General features: G+C 59.8%; 27 protein-coding genes and 1 pseudogene. 13 read left to right on the top strand and 15 right to left on the bottom strand.

Features of this window, described 5'->3' with window-relative positions:
- The first annotated feature begins 136 nt into the window (after positions 1-136).
- The gene (locus NK667_RS06870; protein ID WP_054053591.1) at positions 137-436 is read left to right on the top strand and encodes a hypothetical protein; all 300 of its coding nucleotides are present in this window, start codon (positions 137-139) and stop codon (positions 434-436) included.
- 17 nt (positions 437-453) lie between these two features.
- Here NK667_RS06870 and NK667_RS06865 read toward each other — a convergent pair whose 3' ends face one another.
- Positions 454-849, bottom strand: a complete 396-nt coding sequence (locus NK667_RS06865) for a cupin domain-containing protein (protein WP_054614145.1) — start codon at positions 847-849, stop codon at positions 454-456.
- Between the two features lie 75 nt (positions 850-924).
- Positions 925-1,668 (bottom strand): SDR family oxidoreductase, encoded by a 744-nt coding sequence (locus NK667_RS06860; RefSeq protein WP_054614144.1) that lies wholly within the window; start codon positions 1,666-1,668, stop codon positions 925-927.
- 218 nt (positions 1,669-1,886) lie between these two features.
- On the opposite strand from NK667_RS06860, the gene NK667_RS06855 reads away from it, so the two are divergent.
- Positions 1,887-2,528 (top strand): TetR/AcrR family transcriptional regulator, encoded by a 642-nt coding sequence (locus NK667_RS06855; RefSeq protein ID WP_054053596.1) that lies wholly within the window; start codon positions 1,887-1,889, stop codon positions 2,526-2,528.
- Positions 2,529-2,769: 241 nt separating this feature from the next.
- On the opposite strand, the gene NK667_RS06850 is transcribed toward NK667_RS06855, so the two are convergent.
- The 6 genes from NK667_RS06850 to ggt form a co-directional block, all read right to left on the bottom strand.
- Complete coding sequence (locus tag NK667_RS06850) at positions 2,770-3,138, bottom strand: DUF6124 family protein (protein WP_054053597.1); 369 nt, start codon at positions 3,136-3,138, stop codon at positions 2,770-2,772.
- A gap of 421 nt (positions 3,139-3,559) precedes the next feature.
- Complete coding sequence (locus NK667_RS06845; RefSeq protein WP_236708562.1) at positions 3,560-3,781, bottom strand: hypothetical protein; 222 nt, start codon at positions 3,779-3,781, stop codon at positions 3,560-3,562.
- Between the two features lie 10 nt (positions 3,782-3,791).
- Positions 3,792-4,577, bottom strand: a complete 786-nt coding sequence (locus tag NK667_RS06840; RefSeq protein WP_236708561.1) for a lysozyme inhibitor LprI family protein — start codon at positions 4,575-4,577, stop codon at positions 3,792-3,794.
- Positions 4,578-4,658: 81 nt separating this feature from the next.
- A complete protein-coding gene (locus NK667_RS06835) occupies positions 4,659-5,279 on the bottom strand; it encodes a YajG family lipoprotein (RefSeq protein ID WP_054614143.1) in 621 nt (206 codons plus the stop codon).
- Positions 5,280-5,420: 141 nt separating this feature from the next.
- Positions 5,421-5,954, bottom strand: a complete 534-nt coding sequence (locus tag NK667_RS06830; protein ID WP_054614142.1) for a cysteine hydrolase family protein — start codon at positions 5,952-5,954, stop codon at positions 5,421-5,423.
- A 71-nt stretch (positions 5,955-6,025) separates the two neighbouring features.
- Positions 6,026-7,753 (bottom strand): gamma-glutamyltransferase, encoded by a 1,728-nt coding sequence (gene ggt / locus NK667_RS06825; RefSeq protein WP_054053604.1) that lies wholly within the window; start codon positions 7,751-7,753, stop codon positions 6,026-6,028.
- A gap of 148 nt (positions 7,754-7,901) precedes the next feature.
- Here ggt and NK667_RS06820 point away from each other — a divergent pair, with 148 nt between their 5' ends.
- Positions 7,902-8,420, top strand: a complete 519-nt coding sequence (locus NK667_RS06820; RefSeq protein ID WP_054614141.1) for a methylated-DNA--[protein]-cysteine S-methyltransferase — start codon at positions 7,902-7,904, stop codon at positions 8,418-8,420.
- 115 nt (positions 8,421-8,535) lie between these two features.
- Here the strand turns inward: NK667_RS06820 and NK667_RS06815 are convergent, their stop codons facing one another.
- From NK667_RS06815 to NK667_RS06800, 4 genes and pseudogenes are all read right to left on the bottom strand, one after another.
- A complete protein-coding gene (locus NK667_RS06815) occupies positions 8,536-9,129 on the bottom strand; it encodes an NUDIX domain-containing protein (RefSeq protein WP_054614140.1) in 594 nt (197 codons plus the stop codon).
- A 144-nt stretch (positions 9,130-9,273) separates the two neighbouring features.
- Positions 9,274-10,275 (bottom strand): annotated as a pseudogene (locus NK667_RS06810) (chitinase); the annotation flags it as partial.
- A 42-nt stretch (positions 10,276-10,317) separates the two neighbouring features.
- Positions 10,318-10,953 carry a lytic polysaccharide monooxygenase auxiliary activity family 9 protein gene (locus NK667_RS06805; protein ID WP_054614138.1) on the bottom strand — a complete coding sequence of 212 codons (636 nt, stop codon included), beginning with the start codon at positions 10,951-10,953 and terminating at the stop codon, positions 10,318-10,320.
- Between the two features lie 222 nt (positions 10,954-11,175).
- Positions 11,176-11,613 carry a hemerythrin domain-containing protein gene (locus NK667_RS06800; protein ID WP_054614137.1) on the bottom strand — a complete coding sequence of 146 codons (438 nt, stop codon included), beginning with the start codon at positions 11,611-11,613 and terminating at the stop codon, positions 11,176-11,178.
- A 143-nt stretch (positions 11,614-11,756) separates the two neighbouring features.
- On the opposite strand from NK667_RS06800, the gene NK667_RS06795 reads away from it, so the two are divergent.
- Positions 11,757-12,188, top strand: a complete 432-nt coding sequence (locus NK667_RS06795) for a GNAT family N-acetyltransferase (RefSeq protein WP_054614136.1) — start codon at positions 11,757-11,759, stop codon at positions 12,186-12,188.
- A gap of 125 nt (positions 12,189-12,313) precedes the next feature.
- Here NK667_RS06795 and NK667_RS06790 read toward each other — a convergent pair whose 3' ends face one another.
- A complete protein-coding gene (locus NK667_RS06790) occupies positions 12,314-12,664 on the bottom strand; it encodes a hypothetical protein (protein WP_054614135.1) in 351 nt (116 codons plus the stop codon).
- Positions 12,665-12,813: 149 nt separating this feature from the next.
- Here NK667_RS06790 and NK667_RS06785 point away from each other — a divergent pair, with 149 nt between their 5' ends.
- The 9 genes from NK667_RS06785 (at position 12,814) to NK667_RS06745 (ending at position 17,851) form a co-directional block, all read left to right on the top strand.
- Entirely contained in the window at positions 12,814-13,059 is a 246-nt protein-coding gene (locus NK667_RS06785; protein ID WP_054053620.1) for a hypothetical protein, read from the top strand.
- A 21-nt stretch (positions 13,060-13,080) separates the two neighbouring features.
- Positions 13,081-13,410: a DUF6388 family protein gene (locus NK667_RS06780; protein ID WP_054614134.1), complete on the top strand. Its 330-nt coding sequence runs from the start codon at positions 13,081-13,083 to the stop codon at positions 13,408-13,410.
- A gap of 35 nt (positions 13,411-13,445) precedes the next feature.
- Positions 13,446-14,150: a YoaK family protein gene (locus NK667_RS06775; protein ID WP_054614133.1), complete on the top strand. Its 705-nt coding sequence runs from the start codon at positions 13,446-13,448 to the stop codon at positions 14,148-14,150.
- 230 nt (positions 14,151-14,380) lie between these two features.
- Positions 14,381-14,773, top strand: a complete 393-nt coding sequence (tusD, locus tag NK667_RS06770) for a sulfurtransferase complex subunit TusD (protein WP_054614132.1) — start codon at positions 14,381-14,383, stop codon at positions 14,771-14,773.
- A 1-nt stretch (position 14,774) separates the two neighbouring features.
- Positions 14,775-15,137: a sulfurtransferase complex subunit TusC gene (gene tusC / locus NK667_RS06765; protein WP_054614131.1), complete on the top strand. Its 363-nt coding sequence runs from the start codon at positions 14,775-14,777 to the stop codon at positions 15,135-15,137.
- The gene (gene tusB, locus NK667_RS06760) at positions 15,137-15,430 is read left to right on the top strand and encodes a sulfurtransferase complex subunit TusB (protein WP_054614130.1); all 294 of its coding nucleotides are present in this window, start codon (positions 15,137-15,139) and stop codon (positions 15,428-15,430) included. Before tusC ends, tusB begins: the two co-directional genes overlap by 1 nt.
- Positions 15,427-15,762 (top strand): TusE/DsrC/DsvC family sulfur relay protein, encoded by a 336-nt coding sequence (locus NK667_RS06755; protein ID WP_054614129.1) that lies wholly within the window; start codon positions 15,427-15,429, stop codon positions 15,760-15,762. The genes tusB and NK667_RS06755 overlap by 4 nt, the downstream gene beginning before the upstream one ends.
- Positions 15,759-16,760, top strand: a complete 1,002-nt coding sequence (locus tag NK667_RS06750; protein WP_054614128.1) for a glycosyl transferase family protein — start codon at positions 15,759-15,761, stop codon at positions 16,758-16,760. Before NK667_RS06755 ends, NK667_RS06750 begins: the two co-directional genes overlap by 4 nt.
- A gap of 89 nt (positions 16,761-16,849) precedes the next feature.
- Positions 16,850-17,851 carry a glutathione S-transferase family protein gene (locus tag NK667_RS06745; RefSeq protein WP_054614127.1) on the top strand — a complete coding sequence of 334 codons (1,002 nt, stop codon included), beginning with the start codon at positions 16,850-16,852 and terminating at the stop codon, positions 17,849-17,851.
- A gap of 169 nt (positions 17,852-18,020) precedes the next feature.
- Here the strand turns inward: NK667_RS06745 and cysG are convergent, their stop codons facing one another.
- Entirely contained in the window at positions 18,021-19,415 is a 1,395-nt protein-coding gene (cysG, locus tag NK667_RS06740) for a siroheme synthase CysG (RefSeq protein WP_054614126.1), read from the bottom strand.
- Entirely contained in the window at positions 19,416-20,696 is a 1,281-nt protein-coding gene (gene serS / locus NK667_RS06735; protein ID WP_054614125.1) for a serine--tRNA ligase, read from the bottom strand.
- Between the last annotated feature and the right edge of the window lie 14 nt (positions 20,697-20,710).

The following is a 20,710-nucleotide window of genomic DNA, read 5'->3' as shown; positions in this document are numbered from 1 at the left end:
CATCCGACCATGCCATAGACGCAGGAATCGCGTCCAGCTCAGGTCTATTAAAGGAAAGGCACTCCCCGTACACCGTCTAATATTAAGAGAACACACGCACCAACCTGCCTCAGCCTCTTGCCACAGGGGAATCGGGATGACCGGACACACAGCACGCCAATGCTCGTCATGGATCCTGCTTTCCCTGCTCGCGATCAGCCTGGCGCAGATTTCGGGGTGTGCCGGCAAATCGGCCAAGGCGCGTTATTCGGCTTCAAGCATAGGCTCCAGCTGTTATGCAAAAGCGCTGCCCACCGCTGGCGAGGGCGGCCTGGCCTGGGGTGACACCTTGAGCATGGCGCGCAAGAAATCCCTGGATAATTGCATGCGTTATGCCGGCCGCTCCGGCGGCACGCCGGACACTTGCCAGGTGGTGTTGGCGGAGTGCAAGCATTGACCTGGCAATACTTGCGATCAGTCCACCGGAATTACTGCCGGTTTCCCCGCCTCCTTCAGCAGAAACACCAAAAACTTCGCGGGCTTGTCCTGGCTGGCATTGCGTCCAACGGTGTGCACGTCATCCGGCCCTTCATGGAAACTTTGCCCCGGCAGCAACGTGACCTCCTTGCCGCCCTTCACGCCCATGACGATGGAGCCTTCGAGCACGTAGATGAAGCCATGCGCGTCGTGGCGATGCACGGGGTCCGCGCCGCCGGGCGGGTATTCGACGGTGATCATCAGCACTTCTTTTCCGGGGTAGTCGGACAGCGCCTGTTCCATTACGGGTTTGACGACCGGCGGCTCGGGGGCAGCCATTGCCAGCCCGGTGCACAACAACGGCAGTAAGGCGAAGAAAGAATGGAGGTGCATGAGGGTTTCCTCATCTGGACGGCCAAGAGCAGATGGGTGGCGATCCCGTACGGGCGACCGCCCCCCGTCTATCCGCTAATTGCCTTTGAGCCATGCATCGAAGTGAATCGCGCCAATGATCGGATTCGCGCCGGGGGTCAGTGAGCGGTCGTCGATGGGCGCGCCGAAATAGGTGGCTTCGGCGTCCGAAATCACCTCTCGCGGATCATCGTTGTGTTGCAGATAGGTTTGGACGAACGAGGCGATCGGCAGCCGATCAGGCCCGGCCACTTCTTGCGTCTGGTTCGTCGGTGGTTGCTCGGCAATCTTGGCCAGTGCCGCTGCAACGTCGGCCGAGGCGATCGGTTGCAGGTCGGCGGCGGGCAAACGCGTGCTGTTGCCCTGCTCGCCGGATTGGGCGATGGCGCCGATGAACTCAAAGAATTGCGTGGCGCGCAGGATCGAGTAGGGAATGCCCGAATCCTTGATCAGTTTTTCCTGGGCCATTTTGGCGCGGAAGTAACCGCTGTCGAGCATGCGTTCCGTGCCGACGACGGACAGGGCCACGTGGTGTTTCACGCCGGCGGCTTTCTCGGCGGCGAACAGGTTGCGGCCGGAGGTTTCGAAGAATTCCAGCACGGCGGTATCTTCGAAGGAAGGCGAGTTTGCGACGTCGACCACCACTTCGGCTCCGGCCAGCGCCGCGTCGAGGCCTTCGCCGGTCAGGGCGTTGATGCCGGTGCTGGGTGAGCCGGCGAGGACGTCGTGTCCGCGCTGGCGAAGGTTATTGCAGAGCTGGGTGCCAATCAGGCCAGTTCCGCCGATGACGACAATTTTCATGGGAATGCCTCCAGTTGGATGGTGCATCTGTCGGCGTTTGACTATGCAGGGCCGAAGCCCATTCAGTTTAGGACACGGTTGCCGGGCTGCCCTTTTGATTTGGGCAACCGCCCCTGCAATCCGACGACTCGCTTCTGGCTCATTCGCTGTATAGTTTTGTATATTACGAAACCGATTTTTCAAGACGTCCTCATGCCCTCCTCTTTTGTTCCTGCCTCATGACCAGTATTCGCCAACGCAATCAGCACCTGATCCTCGCCGCCGCCAGCGAGGAATTTGCCGCCAAAGGTTTCGACGCCACCCAGACCCGGGACATCGCGGCGCGTGCGGGGGTGCCGAAGGCGAATCTGTATTACTACTTCCAGAGCAAAGAGAACCTCTACGCCAAGGTGTTGCTCGGGTTTGTCGAGCCGTTGCTGGAAGCCTCGGCGGTGTTGCGCGAGAGCGATGATCCGGTGGTGGGATTGCAGGCGTACATCGCGGCGCGGATCCGCATCGCGCGCGAGCATCCGCACATTGCCAAGGTGTTCAGTGGCGAGTTGTTGCTGGGGGGGCGGCAGTTGCCTGAGGAGTGTCGGGATTTGTTGTATGCCGAGGCGCAGCGCAATGTCGACTGCCTGCGCAGCTGGATCGAGCGCGGGTTGCTGGCGCCGGTGGATCCGGAGCATTTGATGCTGTTTATCTGGTCGGCGACGCGCACATACACCAACCTCGGCTGGCAGATGGCGCATATCACCGGTCGGCAAGTGCCGGAGGATGGGGATTATCAGCAAGCAGCGGCGACGATTACCCGGCTGGTGTTGGGGGGTGTGGTGCCGGAGCGGGTCGGGGCGATTGGTGGGGTTTTGTTTGCTACTTGAGTTTTGGGGGGCTGCTGCGCAGCCCAACGGGGGCAAGCCCCCTCGCCACAGGTGAGCGTCGCTCCTGGGCATGATTTGGATCTGTGTGTAGGAGCGAGGCTTGCCCGCGAAGAACGATAACGCGATATGTCAGACCTGACGCGTTAACCGTAGGAGCAAAGCTTGCTCGCGAAGAACGATAACGCGGTGTATCAGGCCTGACGCCTTCGCGAGCAAGCTTCGCTCCTACAGTGCCTGGCTGCTACCCAGGCTTGTGGTTATCCAGTACGCGATTGACCGCGAGCTCACCCATTGTGATCACCTGCAGCAACAGCAGCATCCTCTTGCGTTGCGGGCCTTCCATCTGCTCGGCGAAATCGCTGGCCATGACGCTGGCCAATGAAAACGAATCGTAGGCCTGGACCAGCAACGCCTCGTCATCCACCGCCGCTTCGATGGTGAAGATGGTGTTGGGGCTGCGGGGCGGTATCTGCGTTTTCGTCGCCCCGGGGTTCAGGTAGAAGTTGAGTGCGCGGTCGGCGGCCTCTTTCATTTTCTTGGGATCAAGATCGAGAGAGGCGTCGTAGGGTACTGGACGTGTATGCGGGGGATTCGGCGTTACTTTGAACATAGATCAGATTCCAAAATTGTGGCCGCAACCGTTCTCTACTAAAAGAAGGGTGGCGGCTGTACGCAGGTTAGTAGACCGGTGGAACCAGCAAGCCCGGCGCGCCCAAGGGCGCCCTACGCACAACCACCATCAAGTGCAGGCATAGAATGACCTGACTGAATGGCGCTCATGCACCTTACCGGTAACCACCGGGCTACTAAACCCGACCACTGATAAGCAGTGGCAGGTAAACGATAGAGGCCGGGGTCAAAGCGCACAAGCCAGCGGATTCTGGCGTACGCGTAGGTAAAGGCGCAAGGCGTTGTAGCCGTTTATGACGTAACACCGGGTGTCCTTAAACACTCACTCAAAAACATGTTTAACCGCGGCAAAAAACGAACAAAATCCCACCTCGGTCACGCCATTGATACCAATCAACCGGCTAAGGCATCAGGTCCAGCGGCAAAGATCCGGCCGCCGCCCGTTTGTCATACCAACGCTTGAGTGTTTCAGGCAGGCGCCCTTTCCAGCTCGGGACATTGGTGTAGTAACGGGCCCGGAGGTTGCCCCGCGAGTCGCTGACTATCAGCACCAGCCAGAAGCGCGAATCTGCGGTGTGCATGAAAATGGAAGCGTTGATACCGCCGAGCCCGCGTACCCACATTTCATCGACTTCAGCGTCTGGCACATCGCTGGATGCGTCGCCAATGGTCCGCGAACTGCTGCTCTCGACCAACCGTTGGTAGTCGTCCTTGAGCAAGTTGTGCAGCACGTCGTCTTCTTGCCGAGTAAGCACTAATCCTACGCTGAGCAAGTCGTTCCGCCGCCAGGGATTGCTCCGATGCCACGTATCGTCCGGCATAAAATACGCCCATCCCCGCCCCGCAATCGGCATCACTGCCCTCTTGATTGACATCGAGCACGCCGTTCATGGCGATGAAGGTCAGCGCGCAATTGCCCTCGGAGTAATGCGCCGTCGTACCGTTGAGCGTGGCGATACCGTCCAGATTGCCCATGTTGGCGCCACTCGCCCCCAAGACGTCGAACGTTATGTGAGTCGAATCCTTACGCTTGGTCTTCAACTCGCCACCGGTCGATACACCCCACGCAATCATCTGCCAAGTGGCGTCCCACGAGAACGGCGTAGTCATGTGCCCGAGTTCGGTGATGCGCATCTGGTACTTCTGCCGCAAACAACTGAGGTTATCCGAGCACTGATTACGCTGTTTCAGCCATTGGCGCTGGTCGGTCTTCAGCGCCTTGGGATCGACGACTTTGGGCAGCGTGGCGCTCCACAGTTCACCCAGCTTCTGGTCGAGATTGGAGGTGTAGGCGTCAGCGCAGATGGCTTTTTCAGTGGGGCTGGTAGCGTTGGTGCAGTCGAAGCTGCTGGCGTGGGCAACGCCGGAGGCGGCTAAAAGCAACGTTGTGACGATGACAGGAGAGAACGTGAGGGGCATGGGCAGATTCCATTCTTGATTTGAGCGCAGACGCTAATGAAAACGGGCGCCTCATGGCGCCCGTTTCGTTGACTCCAAGGCTTACAGATTCTTGGCCATGGTGTCAGTGACGGTTTTCAGCGCCTGTTCAGTGCTTTCCTTCCAGTCGTTGTCGGTCACAGCCTGAACGCCTTCACGATTTTGCCCGAAGATTTCGACCATTGGCTTCGAGGTGCCGGTATCCACTTTCAAGTGCACTTTGTTGTTCACGCCGACTGTCAGGAAGCCTGGCGACATCCACGACCAGAATTCGATGACGTGCACGGTCACCGCTTGGGTATCGACGGTTTTTTCGCTGCTCGGCACTACCCGATATCCCGCCTGACCGTAGGCGGCGGCGATGCTCTTGGCGATCAGATCGCTGAGCTTGGTGCCTTCTGGCAGCAACACGTCGCCCAGCCCTTTGCCGTAGCCGTTGCGTTTACGGGCGATGGCGCGTTCGGTGATGGATTTATCGGTGATTTCGCCTTCCTTGAGGGACGGAATCTCGGGGAGTTCAGGCTTGAGTTCGAAACGGCGTTCGTCCAACACGCTGATAAACACTTTCTGGCCATTGCCATTCGCGGCGGGCGGCGTATTGATGTCGACCACCGAGCGGCTGGTTGCGCAGCCGAACAGCGCAGTGGTTGCCAGTAACAGGCAGGCAAGCTTTAGGTGTTTCATGACAACTCCGGTCATTGTGATCAGTCCACTATTCGTTTCTGGAAGGCAGGCGCGATCGCGCACCCGCGCGATCACTAAAGATCGGCCGCGGGGCGACAACCATGAGTCGCTTCGGGTGTTTTTCTGTTGGGGAGCTGCGGCTTAGAGGCGTATTTGCGCGGTCGGCAGGACGTCGATCCGCGCCACAGGTCCCGTCAAATGGGCCAGGTCGGCATTGTGTTCGGCGATGATTTCTTCGGCCGCGACGTTGCCGTTGTCGACGGTGGAATGCGCGTCGGCGGCAAGCACCACGTCGTAGCCCAGGTTCAGAGCCTGGCGCACGGTGGCGTTGACGCAATAGTCGGTTTGCAGGCCGCAGATAATCAGGCGATCAGTGCCCTGGTCTTGCAGCAACGCTTGCAGGTGGGTCTGGTAGAACGAATCCCGGGTGGTTTTACGCACACGCAAATCTTGCGATGAAGTCTCCAGGCCATCGGCCAACTGCCAGCCCTTGGAGCCGTGTTGCAGCAGGTCGCCCTTTTCTTCGTGCTGGATCAACACGACAGGAACCCCGGTTTCCCTGGCCTTGGCGCTCAGGCCATTGATGTTCTCGATGACGCGTTTGACCTCAAAGCACTCGTACTCGCCGCTGCACAGGGCTTGTTGGACGTCGATGATGAGTAATGCGGTGGTCATGGGGTTCCTTCCTCGATTAATCAGTGAGCCAGGGGACGGAAAATACCTCCGTCCCCCTCTGATGACAACCTTCAATAACCGAGCGACAGCCCCGTATTGCGGCGCGGATCATTCGCCCCGTAGTAGCGGTTCTTGCCCACCGGCTTGCCGCCCAGCGAAGGCGCGCCGACCAGGATCGCCGCCACATGGTTGGCATCCTGCGGCCCGGCGAACTTATGCCCCCAACTTTCGAGCAGCTTCACCGTGTCCGGGCTGGTGGTGAAAGTCTCCAGGTTGGTTTCTTCCGGCAGCCACTGCTGATGGAAACGCGGCGCGTCCACGGCTTCCTGGATGTTCATGCCGTAATCGATCACGTTGAGGATGGTCAGCAAGGTCGCGGTGATGATGCGGCTGCCGCCCGGCGTGCCGACCACCATCACCACTTTGCCGTCCTTGGTCACGATGGTCGGGCTCATGGACGACAGCGGCGCCTTGCCGGGCGCGATGGCGTTGGCCTCCCCTTGCACCAGGCCGTACATGTTCGGCACACCGATTTTCGAGGTGAAGTCGTCCATTTCATCGTTGAGGATGACCCCGGTTTTGCTCGCCATGACCCCGGCGCCGAACCAGTCGTTGAGGGTGTAGGTCATCGAGACCGCGTTGCCCCATTTGTCCACGATGGAAAAGTGCGTGGTGTTGCTGCCTTCATGCGGCGCTACGCCGGGTTTGATCTCGCGGGACACGCCGGCCTTCTGCGGTTGAATCGCGGTGCGCAGTTTGGTCGCGTAGTTTTTGTCCAGCAGGTGAGCGATCGGGTTCTTCACGAAATCCGGGTCGCCGAGGTAGCTGTTGCGGTCCACATAGGCGTGGCGCATCGCTTCTATCTGATAGTGCATGCCCTGGGCCGAGTGGTAGCCCAAGTCTTTCATCGGGTAGCCGTCGAGGATGTTCATGATCTCGCAGATCACTACACCGCCGGAGCTTGGCGGTGGCGCCGAGACCACGTGGTAGCCACGGTAATCGCACTCCACCGGGGCCAGTTCGCGGGTTTTGTATTTGTCGAGGTCGGCCTGGGTGATGATGCCTTTGTTGGCCTGGCTGGAAGTGACGATGGCGTCAGCCACCCAACCTTTATAGAAACCGTCGGCGCCCTTCTCGGAGATTTCCCGCAGGGTCTTCGCGAGGTCTTTTTGCACCAGCTTCTGCCCGACCTGCATCGGCTCGCCGTTGCTCAGGAAAATCGAGCCCGAGTCGCGCATGTCTTTTTTGAAGACATCGGTGGCGTACTCCAGCAGATCAACATCGCCCTGCTCCAGCTCAAAACCGTCTTCAGCCAGTTTGATCGCCGGCGCTATCACTTCCTTGCGCGGCTTGGTCCCGTATTTGCTCAGGGCCAGTTCCATACCGGACACGGTGCCCGGCACACCCACGGCCAAGTGGCCACGGGTGCTCAGGTCCGGAACGACGTTGCCGTCCTTGTCCAGGTACATATTGGCGGTAGCGGCCAGCGGGGCTTTTTCGCGGAAATCGAGGAAGGTCTTGCGCCCGTCCGCCAGTTGAATGGTCATGAAACCGCCCCCGCCCAGGTTGCCCGCTGCGGGATAGACCACCGCCAGCGCATAGGCGACCGCGACTGCGGCATCTACCGCGTTGCCGCCGTTCTTCAGTTCATCCACGCCGACGTGGCTGGCCAGATGCTGGGCCGTGACCACCATGCCATTTTCGGCCGCGACCGGGGCCACGGAGGCTGCGTAAGCACTGAGGCAGCTGAGCGCCAATGAGGTCGCAATCAGCGATTTGGCAAAAGGTTCGAACTTCATGATTCGGTCTCTTTTTTGTTTTTAGGCTCTGCAATAACAGAGGGAACGCTTCAAGAGCAGTAGCCAGTATGGCTCGGATTACGTATTGCGCCTCCCCGATCAGGCAGTATGCTTGCCCTCTATTCAGCCGTTTTCGGAGTTCGCCGGCATGCGCTACACCTTCACCACCATGGCCTCCCCGGTTGGCGAGTTGAAGCTGGTCGCGAACGGTTCAAGACTGGCGGCCATCCTCTGGGAAAACGACAAACCGAACCGGGTCCGACTCGGGCCGATGGATGAAGCGCCGGACAACCCGATCCTGCTGCGTACCGTTCAACAGTTGCAGGAATACTTTGCCGGCACACGAAACCGCTTCGACCTGGAGCTAATTTTTTTTGCCGGGACCGACTTTCAGAAAAAGGTCTGGCAGGCGCTGCTGACCATTCCATTTGGCGAGACCCGCAGCTACAGCCAGATTGCCGAGCAAATCGGCAATCCCAGCGCGGTTCGGGCGGTGGGCGCGGCGAATGGCAAGAACCCGATCTCGATTGTGGCGCCGTGCCATCGGGTGATCGGGGCGTCGGGGAAGTTGACCGGGTTTGCCGGGGGGCTTGAGGCCAAGGAGAGATTGCTGACGCTGGAGGGGTGCGAGTGGTCGGGGGCTGGCAGAACGGGTGATTTGTTTTGACCGAGCGGCCCTTTGTGGCGAGGGAGCTTGCTCCCGCTCCAGTGCGTAGCACTGGCCAGGACCTTGGGGCTGCTTCGCAACCCAGCGCGAGCAAGCTCGCTCGCCACAGTCAGATTCAGGATTCTGTGAAGAGGTTCTTCATCGCAGCATATTGCAGCAGCATTATCGTCTTCGCATCGCAGATCTCTCCGCGATAAAACGCCTCAAGTGCCTCGTCGAATTTCCACTCCAGCACTTCCATCTCTTCGGTCTCTTCTTCCAGACCGCCGCCATCACTGACTTTCGACGCAGCGTCGTATTCAGCGATGAAGAAGTGCAGCTTTTCGGTCACCGAGCCGGGGCTCATGTAGGACTCGAAGACTTTCTGCACGTGATGAACGCGATAGCCGGTTTCTTCTTCGGCTTCAGCGCGGATGCGTTCTTCGGGATCGGCGCCCTCCAGCAGTCCGGCTGCCACTTCGATCAGCAAACCATCGTGACCGTTGACGAACACCGGTAGCCGAAACTGACGCGTCAGCACCACGGTCCGCTTCTCACGGTTGAACAGCAGAATCGCCGCACCATTGCCACGGTCATAGACCTCGCGGGTCTGGCGCTGCCATTCGCCGTTGTTACGCTGATAGTCGAAGGTGATTTTCTTCAGCAGGTACCAGTCGTGGGACAACACCTGGGAGTCAATGAGGTTGACCCGGTCGGCTGTATTCGCCATCACAACGCATCCTTTTTTCGTGAGAGGACCCCCATGGTAGGCGAAAACCAAAAAGCCCGGCATCTCTGCCGGGCTTCTTTTTTACAGCGTGTTAGCGACTTCGGTTGCCGCGAGCGCTTCCTCATGGGAAGACAACCGCTTGCCGTTGATCAACGGCCCGTAGCGACGACTGAATTCCCAGTTGTACGGCACGTGGTCCTTGTTGACGCCATTGTCCCAGTTCACCGACCAGGTCATCAGGCCTTTGATCGAGAGCCCTTTGGCGTCCAGACGCTTGAAGGCATTCACCACTGCCGCCGGGTTGATCACGTAGCCGGTGGCCGCCGCGTCGACGTTGGCCGGCAGGCCGATCACAAACTTGTCCGCCGGGATCCTGGTGAAGCCGCGAGTCCCGCTCACCAGACTTTCGGTCAGGTAGAACAGGAAGTCTTCTTTCATCGCGTCGTTGTTCTGGGCGATCCACGCACCGTTGCCGTTGTTGGCTTCCTGCACCCAGATCCCGTCACCGCCCTGGTTGTAATACTGCGGGGCGATGAAGTCGTAATAACCTTCCAGGGCCTGGAGGTAACCGACGTATTTGCCAGCGGTGGTCAGGTACGGAAACTCCGGCGCCATGCTGATGATGAAGTGTTTGCCTTCACCGGCGTAATGGTCCTTGACCAGTTTCAGCGCGGCAGGCAGGACGGTCTTGTTGTCGGCGAAATCAATCGCGCTCTGTTCAAGATCGATGTCCAGGCCATCGAAGCCGTAGGTTTCCACCAGACGGATGATTTCGTTGGCCAGTGGCTGTTCGTTGCCTTTGTGCAATTCGATGTGCGCATCGGCACCACCGAGGGAAATCAGCACCGCGCGGCCCTGGCTGTTCAGCACACCGACCTGGCGCCGGAACTCGGCATCGGACAGGTTGTACGGTTTGAAGGTAGGGATGCCGTTGCCTTTCATGAAGGCCACGGCCACCACGTTGTAATCCTTCGGCACATCCTGCAGCGCGATGTTGGCGAACTGGCCGCGCTGGTAACCGTCGCTCGGCCCGGCAGGCCAGTTGTGCCAGAAACCCATGAGGATCTTTTTACCGGCGATGCTCGGCATCAACGACGCAGCGTCGCTGACGGCGGATTTCAATAACGTAAAGTCGAATTTAGACATGTTCTATTCCTTCAGAACGGGGGGTGGGTTAACGCTGCGGACTTACTTGAAGTCCACGTCGAACGCTTGATAGAAGGCGTTGCCGGTGTTGGCGACGATCCACATCAACACGATCACGTGATGGCCTTTTTTGTTGGCCGGCAGTGTCACTTCGTGGTTGACCTTGGCCTTCATTTCGGCGGAATGGCTGTAGTACGGGACCTGGGTGTAGAAATCCTCGGCGAACGGCTTGGTTTCAAGCTGTGCGCGGGAGATGCGCTGCTTCGAATCCCAGCCATCCTTGGTGATCAGCCAGCGATAACCACGGGTGACGTGCGGTGCGGTGTATTCCCAGGTGACCTTGAAGGTCTGGCCAGGGTCGACGTTCAGCAGCGGCCAGGCAAACGGCCGGTTGAGTTTTTTGCTCAGTTCTTCGTTGGTGAAGTTGATGCAGTCACGGGCATCGGTCTTGCCACCGCTGAGGATGAAACTATCGGCCGGAGGCGTAACGCTGTCACTGTCGGTTTGATACGGCGCGGGGAACGGGCCGGCAGTCAGCGACGGGAAGTTCTTGCCACCTTCCATTTCATTGACCTGCCAGTTACCCAGCAGTCCCAGCTCGACAGCGACGGCGCCGCGGCTGGAAGGGGATGTGACACGACCGTGTCGCAGTTCGGGTTGAGTCTGTGGTTTGTTCATTTTTTTCACTCCGTTGATTGATGAACTCTCCTTCCTGAGGAGAGGCCTTCAACCTAACGGAGCTGCTTTTTTTGTCCACCGAGCGGATTCTCGTTGCCGCTGCTGCCTGCTTGGCTAATTTCCCGCAAACACTGGATATACAGCCAGTAATTTGAGCCAACTCCTACAGCCCCTGTAGGTGAAAACCTACAGTGCGAGGCAGCAATCGGAACCCTTCTCAGCTCAAGAAAGTTGTTCCTTGTATTCCTTTTCGTATTTGCCGGCGAGGGACTCTTTCTGCTTGTCGTCGAGCAACTTGCCGGCCATCTGGAAGAACTTCTGCTCTTCTTCCTTCAGGTGGTGATGGACCTTCTCGGAGAGTTTTTTCGCCGTCACCAACCACGTCGGATCCGACATCTCGGTCTCGTCCAGGGTCTCCATCATTTCGTCCATCTCGTGGTGCTCGGAGATGGCGTGGCGGCTCAGGTCGACGCCGTTGTCGAACTCCATCAGCGGGATGTAGAAATGCCGTTCCTCAGCAGTCTCGTGGGCCTGGAGTTCAGCTTTGAGCTGCTTATAGGCTTCGACCCGTTCCGGGGTGTCGCCGCTGGTCTTGATCAGCGCGTCCGCATAGCTGCGCTGGCGGTCGTGGCTTTCGCGCAAGGCTTCGAAAATGTTCATTGGCTATCCTCATGGCCGCGTTCTGAATTGACGCTCTAGAGGCTAGACATCTGCGCGCGAGCGACGGTTCCACTGGCGTTCGGGGATGGAACAAAGTCGGCGAGCCAGATAATCTCCGGGGTCACCGCCATAAGGACATAGCCATGAGATTGCGTATCGAACGCTCGCAAGATCCCACCAACGAAGAGCGCGAGGCCATCCTTGCACCGCTGCGCACCTATAACGCGGCGCAAGCGGGGCTCGCCAAACCAGAGCCGGTTGCGTTGCTGGTGCGCGACGACAACGGCGAGATCCTCGGCGGACTTTATGGCCGGGTGTTTTACCAATGGCTGTTTATCGAGCTGTTGTCGGTACCGGAAGAAGGTCGGGGACTGGGGCTGGGCTCGAAACTGATGCAGATGGCCGAAGAACTGGCGCAGGAGAATGAATGCGTAGGGATCTGGCTCGACACCTTCAGTTTCCAGGCGCCGGAGTTCTACAAGAAGCTGGGGTACAGCGAGTTTGGGCAGATTGTTGATTACCCGCCGGGGGATAAGCGCCACTTTTTCCAGAAGCGCCTTATTCATCCCCTTTAAACACAAATCCCCCTGTGAGAGCGGGCTTGCTCGCGAAGGCGGTGTGTCAGCCGACATCAATGCTGAATGATAAACCGCCTTCGCGAGCAAGCCCGCTCCCACAGGAGATCTTCATCTGCCATCAATTACAAACAAGTCGCCAACGCCGCCAACCGGCGCTTGCTCACAAAATCATCGTGCTGCGAGTAGAAACTCAACTGCGTCCCGGAAGCATCGCTGCTCAAGTCCACAAACACTTCCGCCGACCGGGTATACACCGTCGAACCACCCTTCTTGCCCGGCTGCAGATAAGCCCCGGCGTCCACCCCGAATACCGCTTCGTCCTGCCAGGCGAATTGCACGCACTGGGCGACGACTTTTTCAGGTTTGTCCGAGTTCAGGACCTTGGTCGGGGATTTGGTGCGGGAGTCTTCCATTACCGAGCCCGCGCAGCCCGCCAGCAGGGTTGCGGCCAGCGCCACCATCAGAATTCGCATTGTGTTCGCTCATCAAGAAAAAGCGGACTGTATCACCGTGGCGCGGCGTATCGTTCTGCTTTACTTCATTTATACCGCGACACCGCGTGACGATTCGCGCACCCTGTCGCGCAATTAATAGCGCATCACCTCTTTTTCTGGAAAGCCACATGACACCCAACGCCGAATTTTACAAACCAACCGCCGAATACGCGGACAAGCTGATCAGCCAGATCGGTCAGACCCCTTCCTGGATCGCCAAGCGCATCGGCGTCACCGACAAGCGGATTCGCTACATCCTCGACGGCGAACGGACCGTCAAGGGCGAAACCACGCCGATCCAGATGACCTACCCGGAGCAGTTCGCCCTCGAATGCCTGGCCGCAGCGGCCAAGGCCAAGAAGCAGTCTTCGTAACCTGACCTGCAAGGAGCGACCATGGCAGCCACCGAACAGCAACACGAGCAGGCACTGAAAAAGTTTCTCGATGAGCGCCCGGAATTGCGCCACGAGCTCGACAACCTCAACCCCCTGCTCGCCCAGGCCAAGGGTGAAACCCCGGCCCAGTACCGCGACGAGCGCTTGCACGAAGCCTTCGAAGCCGAGGCCGAGCGCCTGGACCTGTTTGCCTGGGAGCTGACGTTGCAACTGACCGCCGCCTCCGCCGAGGACTATCAGGCGCAGCGCATGGAAGTGCACAAGGAAGTGGCGGAAATGGCTGGCATGGACTGGCTGGAGTATTGCGAGTTATATGGATTGAGCAAGTGACCGCGACGGTCACTATCTGAGGACGATTTACGCCAATGCTGCCATCCGCCTCGACTCACCGGGCCAGCCCGGGTCATCTGCATATTCAGAAATGGCGTGGGCGCATCGGCATGACGCTGGTGGCCACGCTGTCGGTGCTCGCCGGCATGACCGACGCCATCGGCTTCATGGCCAGCGGCGACTTCGTGTCCTTTATGAGCGGCAACACCACCCGCCTCGCCGTGGCGATCAGTGATGGCGACTTTGGGCTAACGCTGCGCTTGTTGATTCTTGTGGCAACGTTCATCGTCGGCAACGCGCTGGGTATTGTCGTCAGCCGCCTCGGCGGGCGGCGGGCGCTGCCATTGCTGTTGTGCATCGCCACCCTGCTCTGCGGCGCCGCCGCGTGGCCGTATGACGAGCAACTGCCGGCGCTGCTGGCGGCGATCATCGCCATGGGCATGCTCAATGCGGCCGTGGAAGAAGTGAACGGCCTGCCCGTCGGCCTGACCTACGTCACCGGCGCCTTGTCGCGGTTTGGCCGGGGCCTGGGGCGTTGGATGCTCGGCGAACGGCGCAATGGCTGGCGGGTGCAGTTGATTCCCTGGACCGGCATGTTTGCCGGCGCAATCCTCGGTGCGGTGCTGGAACATCATCTGGGGCTCAAGGCGCTGTTTGTCAGCGGGTTGTTGGCCGGGATGGTGGGGTTGCTGTCGTTGAAGATTCCGCGGCGGTGGCAGTTGGGCTATATGCCGCGCTAATGATCAAACACCGATCCACTGTGGGAGCGGGCTTGCTCGCGAATGCGGTGTGTCAGGCAACAATGATGGCGACTGACACTCCCTCTTCGCGAGCAAGCCCGCTCCCACAGTGGGCCGGTGGTGTCCATGCCGGCCAGTTTCACCGCCAGCCTTGGTCCACGATCAAACGCCCTTCGCCGCCCCGCCGATAAAGCTTTATCATGGCCGCAGTTTTGCTGATCGAGTCCGTCATGAAGTTCGCCATCGCGCTGTTTTCCGCCGCCCATGCGCCCTCCTCGCGCCGTGCCTTGCTGTTCGCCCAGGCTGCGCTGGCCGGCGGGCATGAGATTGTCCGGCTGTTTTTCTATCAGGACGGCGTCTACAACGCGTCCGGCAGCGTGGTCACGCCCCAGGATGAGCAGGACTTGCCCAAGCAATGGCGCGCGTTTGTCGCCGAGCATCAACTGGACGGCGTGGTGTGCATCGCCGCCGCCCTGCGTCGGGGCGTGTTGAACGATGAAGAAGCCAAGCGCTATCAACGCGAAGCGGTAGCCGTCGGTGCGCCGTGGGAATTGTCTGGTCTGGGCCAGTTGCACGACGCGGTGCAAGACGCCGATCGCCTGATCTGTTTCGGAGGCGCGTGAGATGGCTAAATCACTACTGATTATCAGCCGTCAGGCGCCATGGTCCGGGCCGAGCGCGCGGGAAGCGCTGGACATCGTGCTGGCCGGCGGCGCGTTCGATCTGCCGATTGGCCTGCTGTTTCTCGATGACGGGGTGTTCCAGCTCGCCGCGAAACAGGACGCCAAGGCTTTGCAACAGAAAGACCTGAGCGCCAACCTGCAAGCGCTGCCGATGTTTGGTGTCGAGGACCTGTTTGTCTGCGCCGACAGCGCCGCCGAACGTGGCCTGGACCCGAGCGCTCTGGCGCTGGAAGAAGCCCAGGTGCTGGCCGCCGCCGAAATCACCGCCCTTATCGACCGTTACGACCAGGTGATCACCCTCTGATGTCGACTTTGCATGTGTTGTCTCATTCCCCGTTCGGCGACGATCGCCTGACCAGTTGCCTGCGCGTGATCGACGCCAACGACGCGCTGCTGCTGTCCGGCGACGCGGCGTATGCCTTGCAACCGGGCACTGCGCCGTTCAACACGCTGATCGCTCGCAACCTGAAACTGTTCGTGCTGGCCGAAGACGCCCAGGCCCGGGCGCTGAATGTGCCGGACTGGGCCGAAGCCATCGATTACCCGGCCTTCGTCGAATTGTCGATCAGCTATGACAAGGTCAACAGTTGGCTATGAATTCCCTGACCGTCGGCGCCCGCTCCATCGAGCTGGACAAGGATGGCTTCCTGGTCGAACTGAGTGACTGGTCCAACGACGTGGCCAGCGCCCTCGCTGCGGCCGAAGACATCGAGTTGAGCCCCGAGCACTGGGAAATCCTCGAACTGCTGCGCAGCTTCTACGACGAATTCCAGTTGTCCCCGGCGACCCGGCCGCTGATCAAGTACACCGCGTTGAAGCTCGGCCCGGAAAAAGGCAACAGCCTGCACCTGAACCGACTGTTCAAAGGCACCCCTGCCAAACTCGCCGCAAAACTGGCGGGCCTGCCCAAACCGACGAATTGCTTATGACCGACTTTCCTGCACTGACCCTCGAAACGCCCGCCGAGCACCCGTTCGCCCAGTTCGTGCGCATCCTCGGCAAAGGCAAGCGCGGCGCCCGTGACCTGACCCGCGACGAAGCCCGGGAAGCCATGGGCTTCGTGCTGGACGACAAGGTCGAGGACACCCAACTCGGCGCCTTCCTGATGCTGTTGCGGCACAAGGAAGAAAGCGCCGAAGAGATGGCCGGGTTTACCGAAGCCTTGCGTGAACGGTTGCAGCCCCCGGCCTTGCAGGTCGATCTGGATTGGCCGACGTATGCCGGCAAGAAGCGCCATCTGCCATGGTACTTGCTCGCGGCCAAGTGCCTGGCGCAAAACGGCGTGCGGATTTTCATGCACGGCGGCGGCGCGCACACGGCGGGTCGGCTATACAGCGAGCAACTGCTGGAAGAATTAAAGATCCCGTTGTGTCGCGACTGGCAACAGGTGGGTGAAGCGCTGGATAACGGCGGTCTGGCATTTATGCCGCTGGTGGATTGGGCACCGCAGCTTCAACGGATGATCGACCTGCGCAATACCTTGGGCCTGCGTTCGCCGATACACTCCCTCACGCGCATTCTCAATCCGTTGGGCGCGCGCTGTGGTCTGCAAAGTATTTTCCATCCGGGCTATCAAGCCGTGCATCGCGATGCCAGCGGCTTGCTCGGCGACACCGCGATTGTGGTCAAGGGCGATGGCGGCGAAATCGAGATCAACCCGGACGCCGACAGTCATTTGTACGGCACCACCGGCGGCGAGAGCTGGGACGAGGAATGGCCGCAGTTGTCGGCGCAGCGCCACGTCAAACCGGCGAGCCTTGATCCTGAGCATCTGAAAGCCGTATGGCGCGGAGATGTGGTCGACAGCTACCCGCAAATGGCGCTGATTTCGACCATGGCCCTGGCCATGCGCGGCCTCGGTCAGACCCGCGAACAAGCCTTCGAAACCGCCAGACACTACTGGGATGCGCGTGACAGATCGATTTAACCGATCATAACCGCCCAACCTTTGCGCTATTTTATCGAACCTATGCGCATAGACTCCTCTCCAACGCTTATTGGTTGAGGAGTCTTGAAATGGGTTTGTTAGTTGAAGGCCGCTGGCACGACCAGTGGTACGAAAGTAGCAAGGACGGCGCGTTCCAGCGCGAGCAGGCGCAGCGTCGCAACTGGGTGACCGCCGATGGCCAACCCGGCCCGAGCGGTATCGGTGGTTTCGCCGCCGAGACCGGTCGCTATCACCTCTACGTGTCCCTCGCCTGCCCGTGGGCGCACCGCACGCTGATCCTGCGCAAACTCAAAGGCCTCGAATCCCTGATCGATGTGTCCGTGGTCAGTTGGTTGATGCTGGAAAACGGCTGGACCTTCGACAAGAATCTCGGCTCCACCGGCGACAAACTCGATCACTTCAACTTTATGCATCAGCGCTACACCGCCGACACCGCCGACTACACCGGCCGCGTCACCGTGCCGGTGCTGTGGGACAAACAGCAGCAGCGCATCGTCAGCAATGAATCGGCGGAGATCATCCGCATGTTCAACAGCGCCTTCGATGACCTGACCGGCAATGACCTGGATTTCTACCCGGCACCGTTGCGCGGCGAGATCGATGCGTTGAACGATCGGATTTATCCGGCCGTGAATAACGGCGTGTACCGCGCCGGGTTTGCCACGTCGCAGCAGGCGTATGAAGAAGCGTTCGATGACGTGTTTGCCGAGCTGGATCGCCTGGAATTGTTACTGGGTGAGAACCGCTATCTGGTCGGTGAATACCTGACGGAAGCGGACATTCGGTTGTTCACTACGCTGATTCGCTTTGACGCGGTGTATTACGGGCACTTCAAGTGCAACCTCCGGCGGATTGCCGATTATCCGAATTTGTCGAACTGGTTGCGCGAGTTGTACCAGTGGCCGGGGATTGCCGAGACCGTGGATTTTGAACACATCAAGAATCACTACTACGGCAGTCACAAAACCATCAATCCGACGGGTGTTGTGCCGAAAGGTCCGGCGCAGGATTTCACAGCGGCCCATGATCGGGCGCGGTTGAGTGGGAAAGGGGTTTGGCGCAGGGCCTGATACGCTGCTGAAACCTGAGGGTGGGCACGATCAATTGTGGCGAGGGGGCTTGCCCCCGTTCGGCTGCGAAGCAGTCGCAAAACAGCGAGCGCGGTCTTTTCAGCCAGAACTCGCTCGCCGCTTCAGGGCCGCTACGCGCCCCAACGGGGGCAAGCCCCCTCGCCACAGGTCAGACCTGCGCCTGAGCGCCTTCAAACCACGCCAGTTTCTCGCGCAGTTGCACCACTTCTCCAACGATTACCAGCGTCGGCGCATGCACTTCATGCTCCGCCACCATTTGCGGAAGATCAGCCAACGTGCCGGTAAACACCCGCTGATTGACGGTGGTACCCTGCTGGATCAACGCCGCCGGGGTATCGGATGCGCGACCATGTTTGATCAACTGCTCGCAGATGATCGGCAAGCCCACCAGTCCCATGTAAAACACCAGGGTTTGCGCCGGCGCAACCAAGTCAGCCCAAGGCAAATCGGTGGAACCGTCCTTAAGATGCCCGGTGACAAATCGCACCGACTGCGCGTAATCACGGTGCGTCAGCGGAATCCCGGCATACGCCGCGCAACCACTGGCCGCCGTAATGCCCGGCACAACCTGGAACGGGATGCCATGGGCCGCGAGTTCTTCGATCTCTTCACCGCCACGGCCGAAGATGAACGGATCACCGCCCTTCAATCGCACCACGCGTTTACCGGCCTTGGCCAGATCCACCAATTGCTTGTTGATCTGATCCTGCGGCACGGCGTGATCGGAGCGACGCTTGCCGACGTAGACCCGTTCGGCATCGCGACGGCATAAATCCAGAATCGCCGGGGCCACCAAGCGGTCGTACAGCACCACGTCAGCTTGTTGCATCAGGCGTAAAGCGCGGAAGGTCAGCAGGTCCGGATCGCCCGGTCCGGCACCGACCAAATACACTTCACCGGTTTTTGTCGGCGGCTCGCCAGCGATTTTCGCCAGCAACAAGCGCTCGGCCTCAGCGCCCTGCCCGGCCAGTTGCCGGTCGGCAATCGGGCCCTGGAAAACATCTTCCCAGAACGCCCGACGCTGCTGCACATCCGGCAGCAGGCCTTTGACCTGATTGCGGAAGCGCGCCGCCAGACCGGCCAGTTGACCGTAGGTGGAAGGAATCCAGGTTTCGATTTTCGCCCGGATCAGCCGCGCCAGCACCGGCGCATCGCCGCCGCTGGAGATGGCAACAATCAGTGGCGAACGGTCGACAATCGCCGGGAAGATCACGCTGCACAGGGCTGGCGCATCCACCACGTTGACCGGCACGCAACGCCGATGGGCATCGGCAGACACTTGCGCGTTCAACGGTTCGTCGTCGGTAGCGGCGATGATCAGCCCGCAACCGTCCAGATCCGTTTCGACGTAGCCACGCAACAGGCACTCGCCACCGCTGCCGGTCACCAGTTCGCGCAATTGCGGTTCGATTTCAGGTGCGACCACCCGCAGCAGCGCACCGGCTTCGGCCAGCAGGCGGGACTTGCGCAAGGCAATCTCCCCGCCGCCGACGACCAACACACGACTGCCGCGCAGGTTATGAAACAGCGGCAGATAGTCCATTTAGCCGATGACCTCGAGGCCACCCATGTACGGTTTCAGTACGGCTGGCACACGGATCGAACCGTCGGCCTGCTGGTAGTTTTCCAGCACCGCCACCAGAGTACGACCGACCGCCAGGCCGGAACCGTTCAGGGTGTGAACCAGTTCAGGCTTGCCGGTTTCCGGGTTACGGAAACGCGCTTGCATACGACGCGCCTGGAAATCGCCGCAGTTGGAGCACGACGAGATTTCGCGGTACTTGTCCTGGCTCGGAATCCACACTTCCAGGTCGTAAGTCTTGACTGCGCTGAAGCCCATGTCGCCGGTGCACAGCGCCAAGGTTCGATAAGGCAGTTCCAGCAGTTGCAGGACTTTCTCGGCGTTGGCGGTCAGGCTTTCCAGCGCATCCATCGAAGTCGATGGCTCAACGATCTGGACCATCTCGACTTTGTCGAACTGGTGTTGGCGGATCATGCCGCGCGTATCGCGACCCGACGCGCCGGCTTCACTGCGGAAGCACGGGGTGTGGGCAACGAACTTGATCGGCAGCAGTTTCGAATCGACGATTTCGCCGGCAACGATGTTGGTCAGCGACACTTCGGCGGTCGGGATCAAGTACAGATCGGCTTCGCCTTCGCGGCTGATCTTGAACAGGTCTTCTTCGAATTTCGGCAACTGGCCAGTGCCTTGCAGGGCCGGCGCCTGGACCAGATAAGGCGTGTAGGCCTCTTCGTAACCGTGTTCGCTGGTGTGCAGGTTGATCATGAACTGCGCCAGAGCGCGGTGCAGACGGGCGATCGGGCCACGCAGCAACGCAAAGCGTGCGCCGGACAGCTTGGCGGCGGTTTCGAAATCCAGCCAACCAAACTTCTCGCCCAGGGCCACGTGGTCCTGAATCGGGAAATCGAAAGCAGTCGGGGTGCCCCAGCGGCGCACTTCGACGTTGCCGTCTTCGTCTGCGCCGACAGGTACGGATTCATGCGGCAGGTTAGGGATACCGAGCAGGATCGAGTCCAGGTCGGTCTGGATCTGGTCCAGTTCAACCTTGCCGGCGCTCAATTCGTTCGCCATGCGCTCGACGTCAGCCATCAACGGCGCGATGTCTTCACCGCGCTGCTTGGCCTGACCGATGGATTTGGAGCGCGCATTACGTTCAGCCTGCAGTGCTTCGGTGCGGGTCTGGACGGTCTTGCGCTGTTCTTCCAGCGCTTCGATGCGCGCAACATCCAGCGTGTAGCCACGGGATGCCAGGCGGTCCGCTACGTCCTGAAGGTTGCTACGTAACAGTTTGGAATCGAGCATGTCGGTCTCTCGTT

The organism is Pseudomonas nunensis (assembly GCF_024296925.1).
GTDB classification, from domain to species: domain Bacteria; phylum Pseudomonadota; class Gammaproteobacteria; order Pseudomonadales; family Pseudomonadaceae; genus Aquipseudomonas; species Aquipseudomonas nunensis.
Note: the sequence above shows the minus strand (reverse complement) of the source record. Positions and strands in the feature narration are given on the sequence as shown.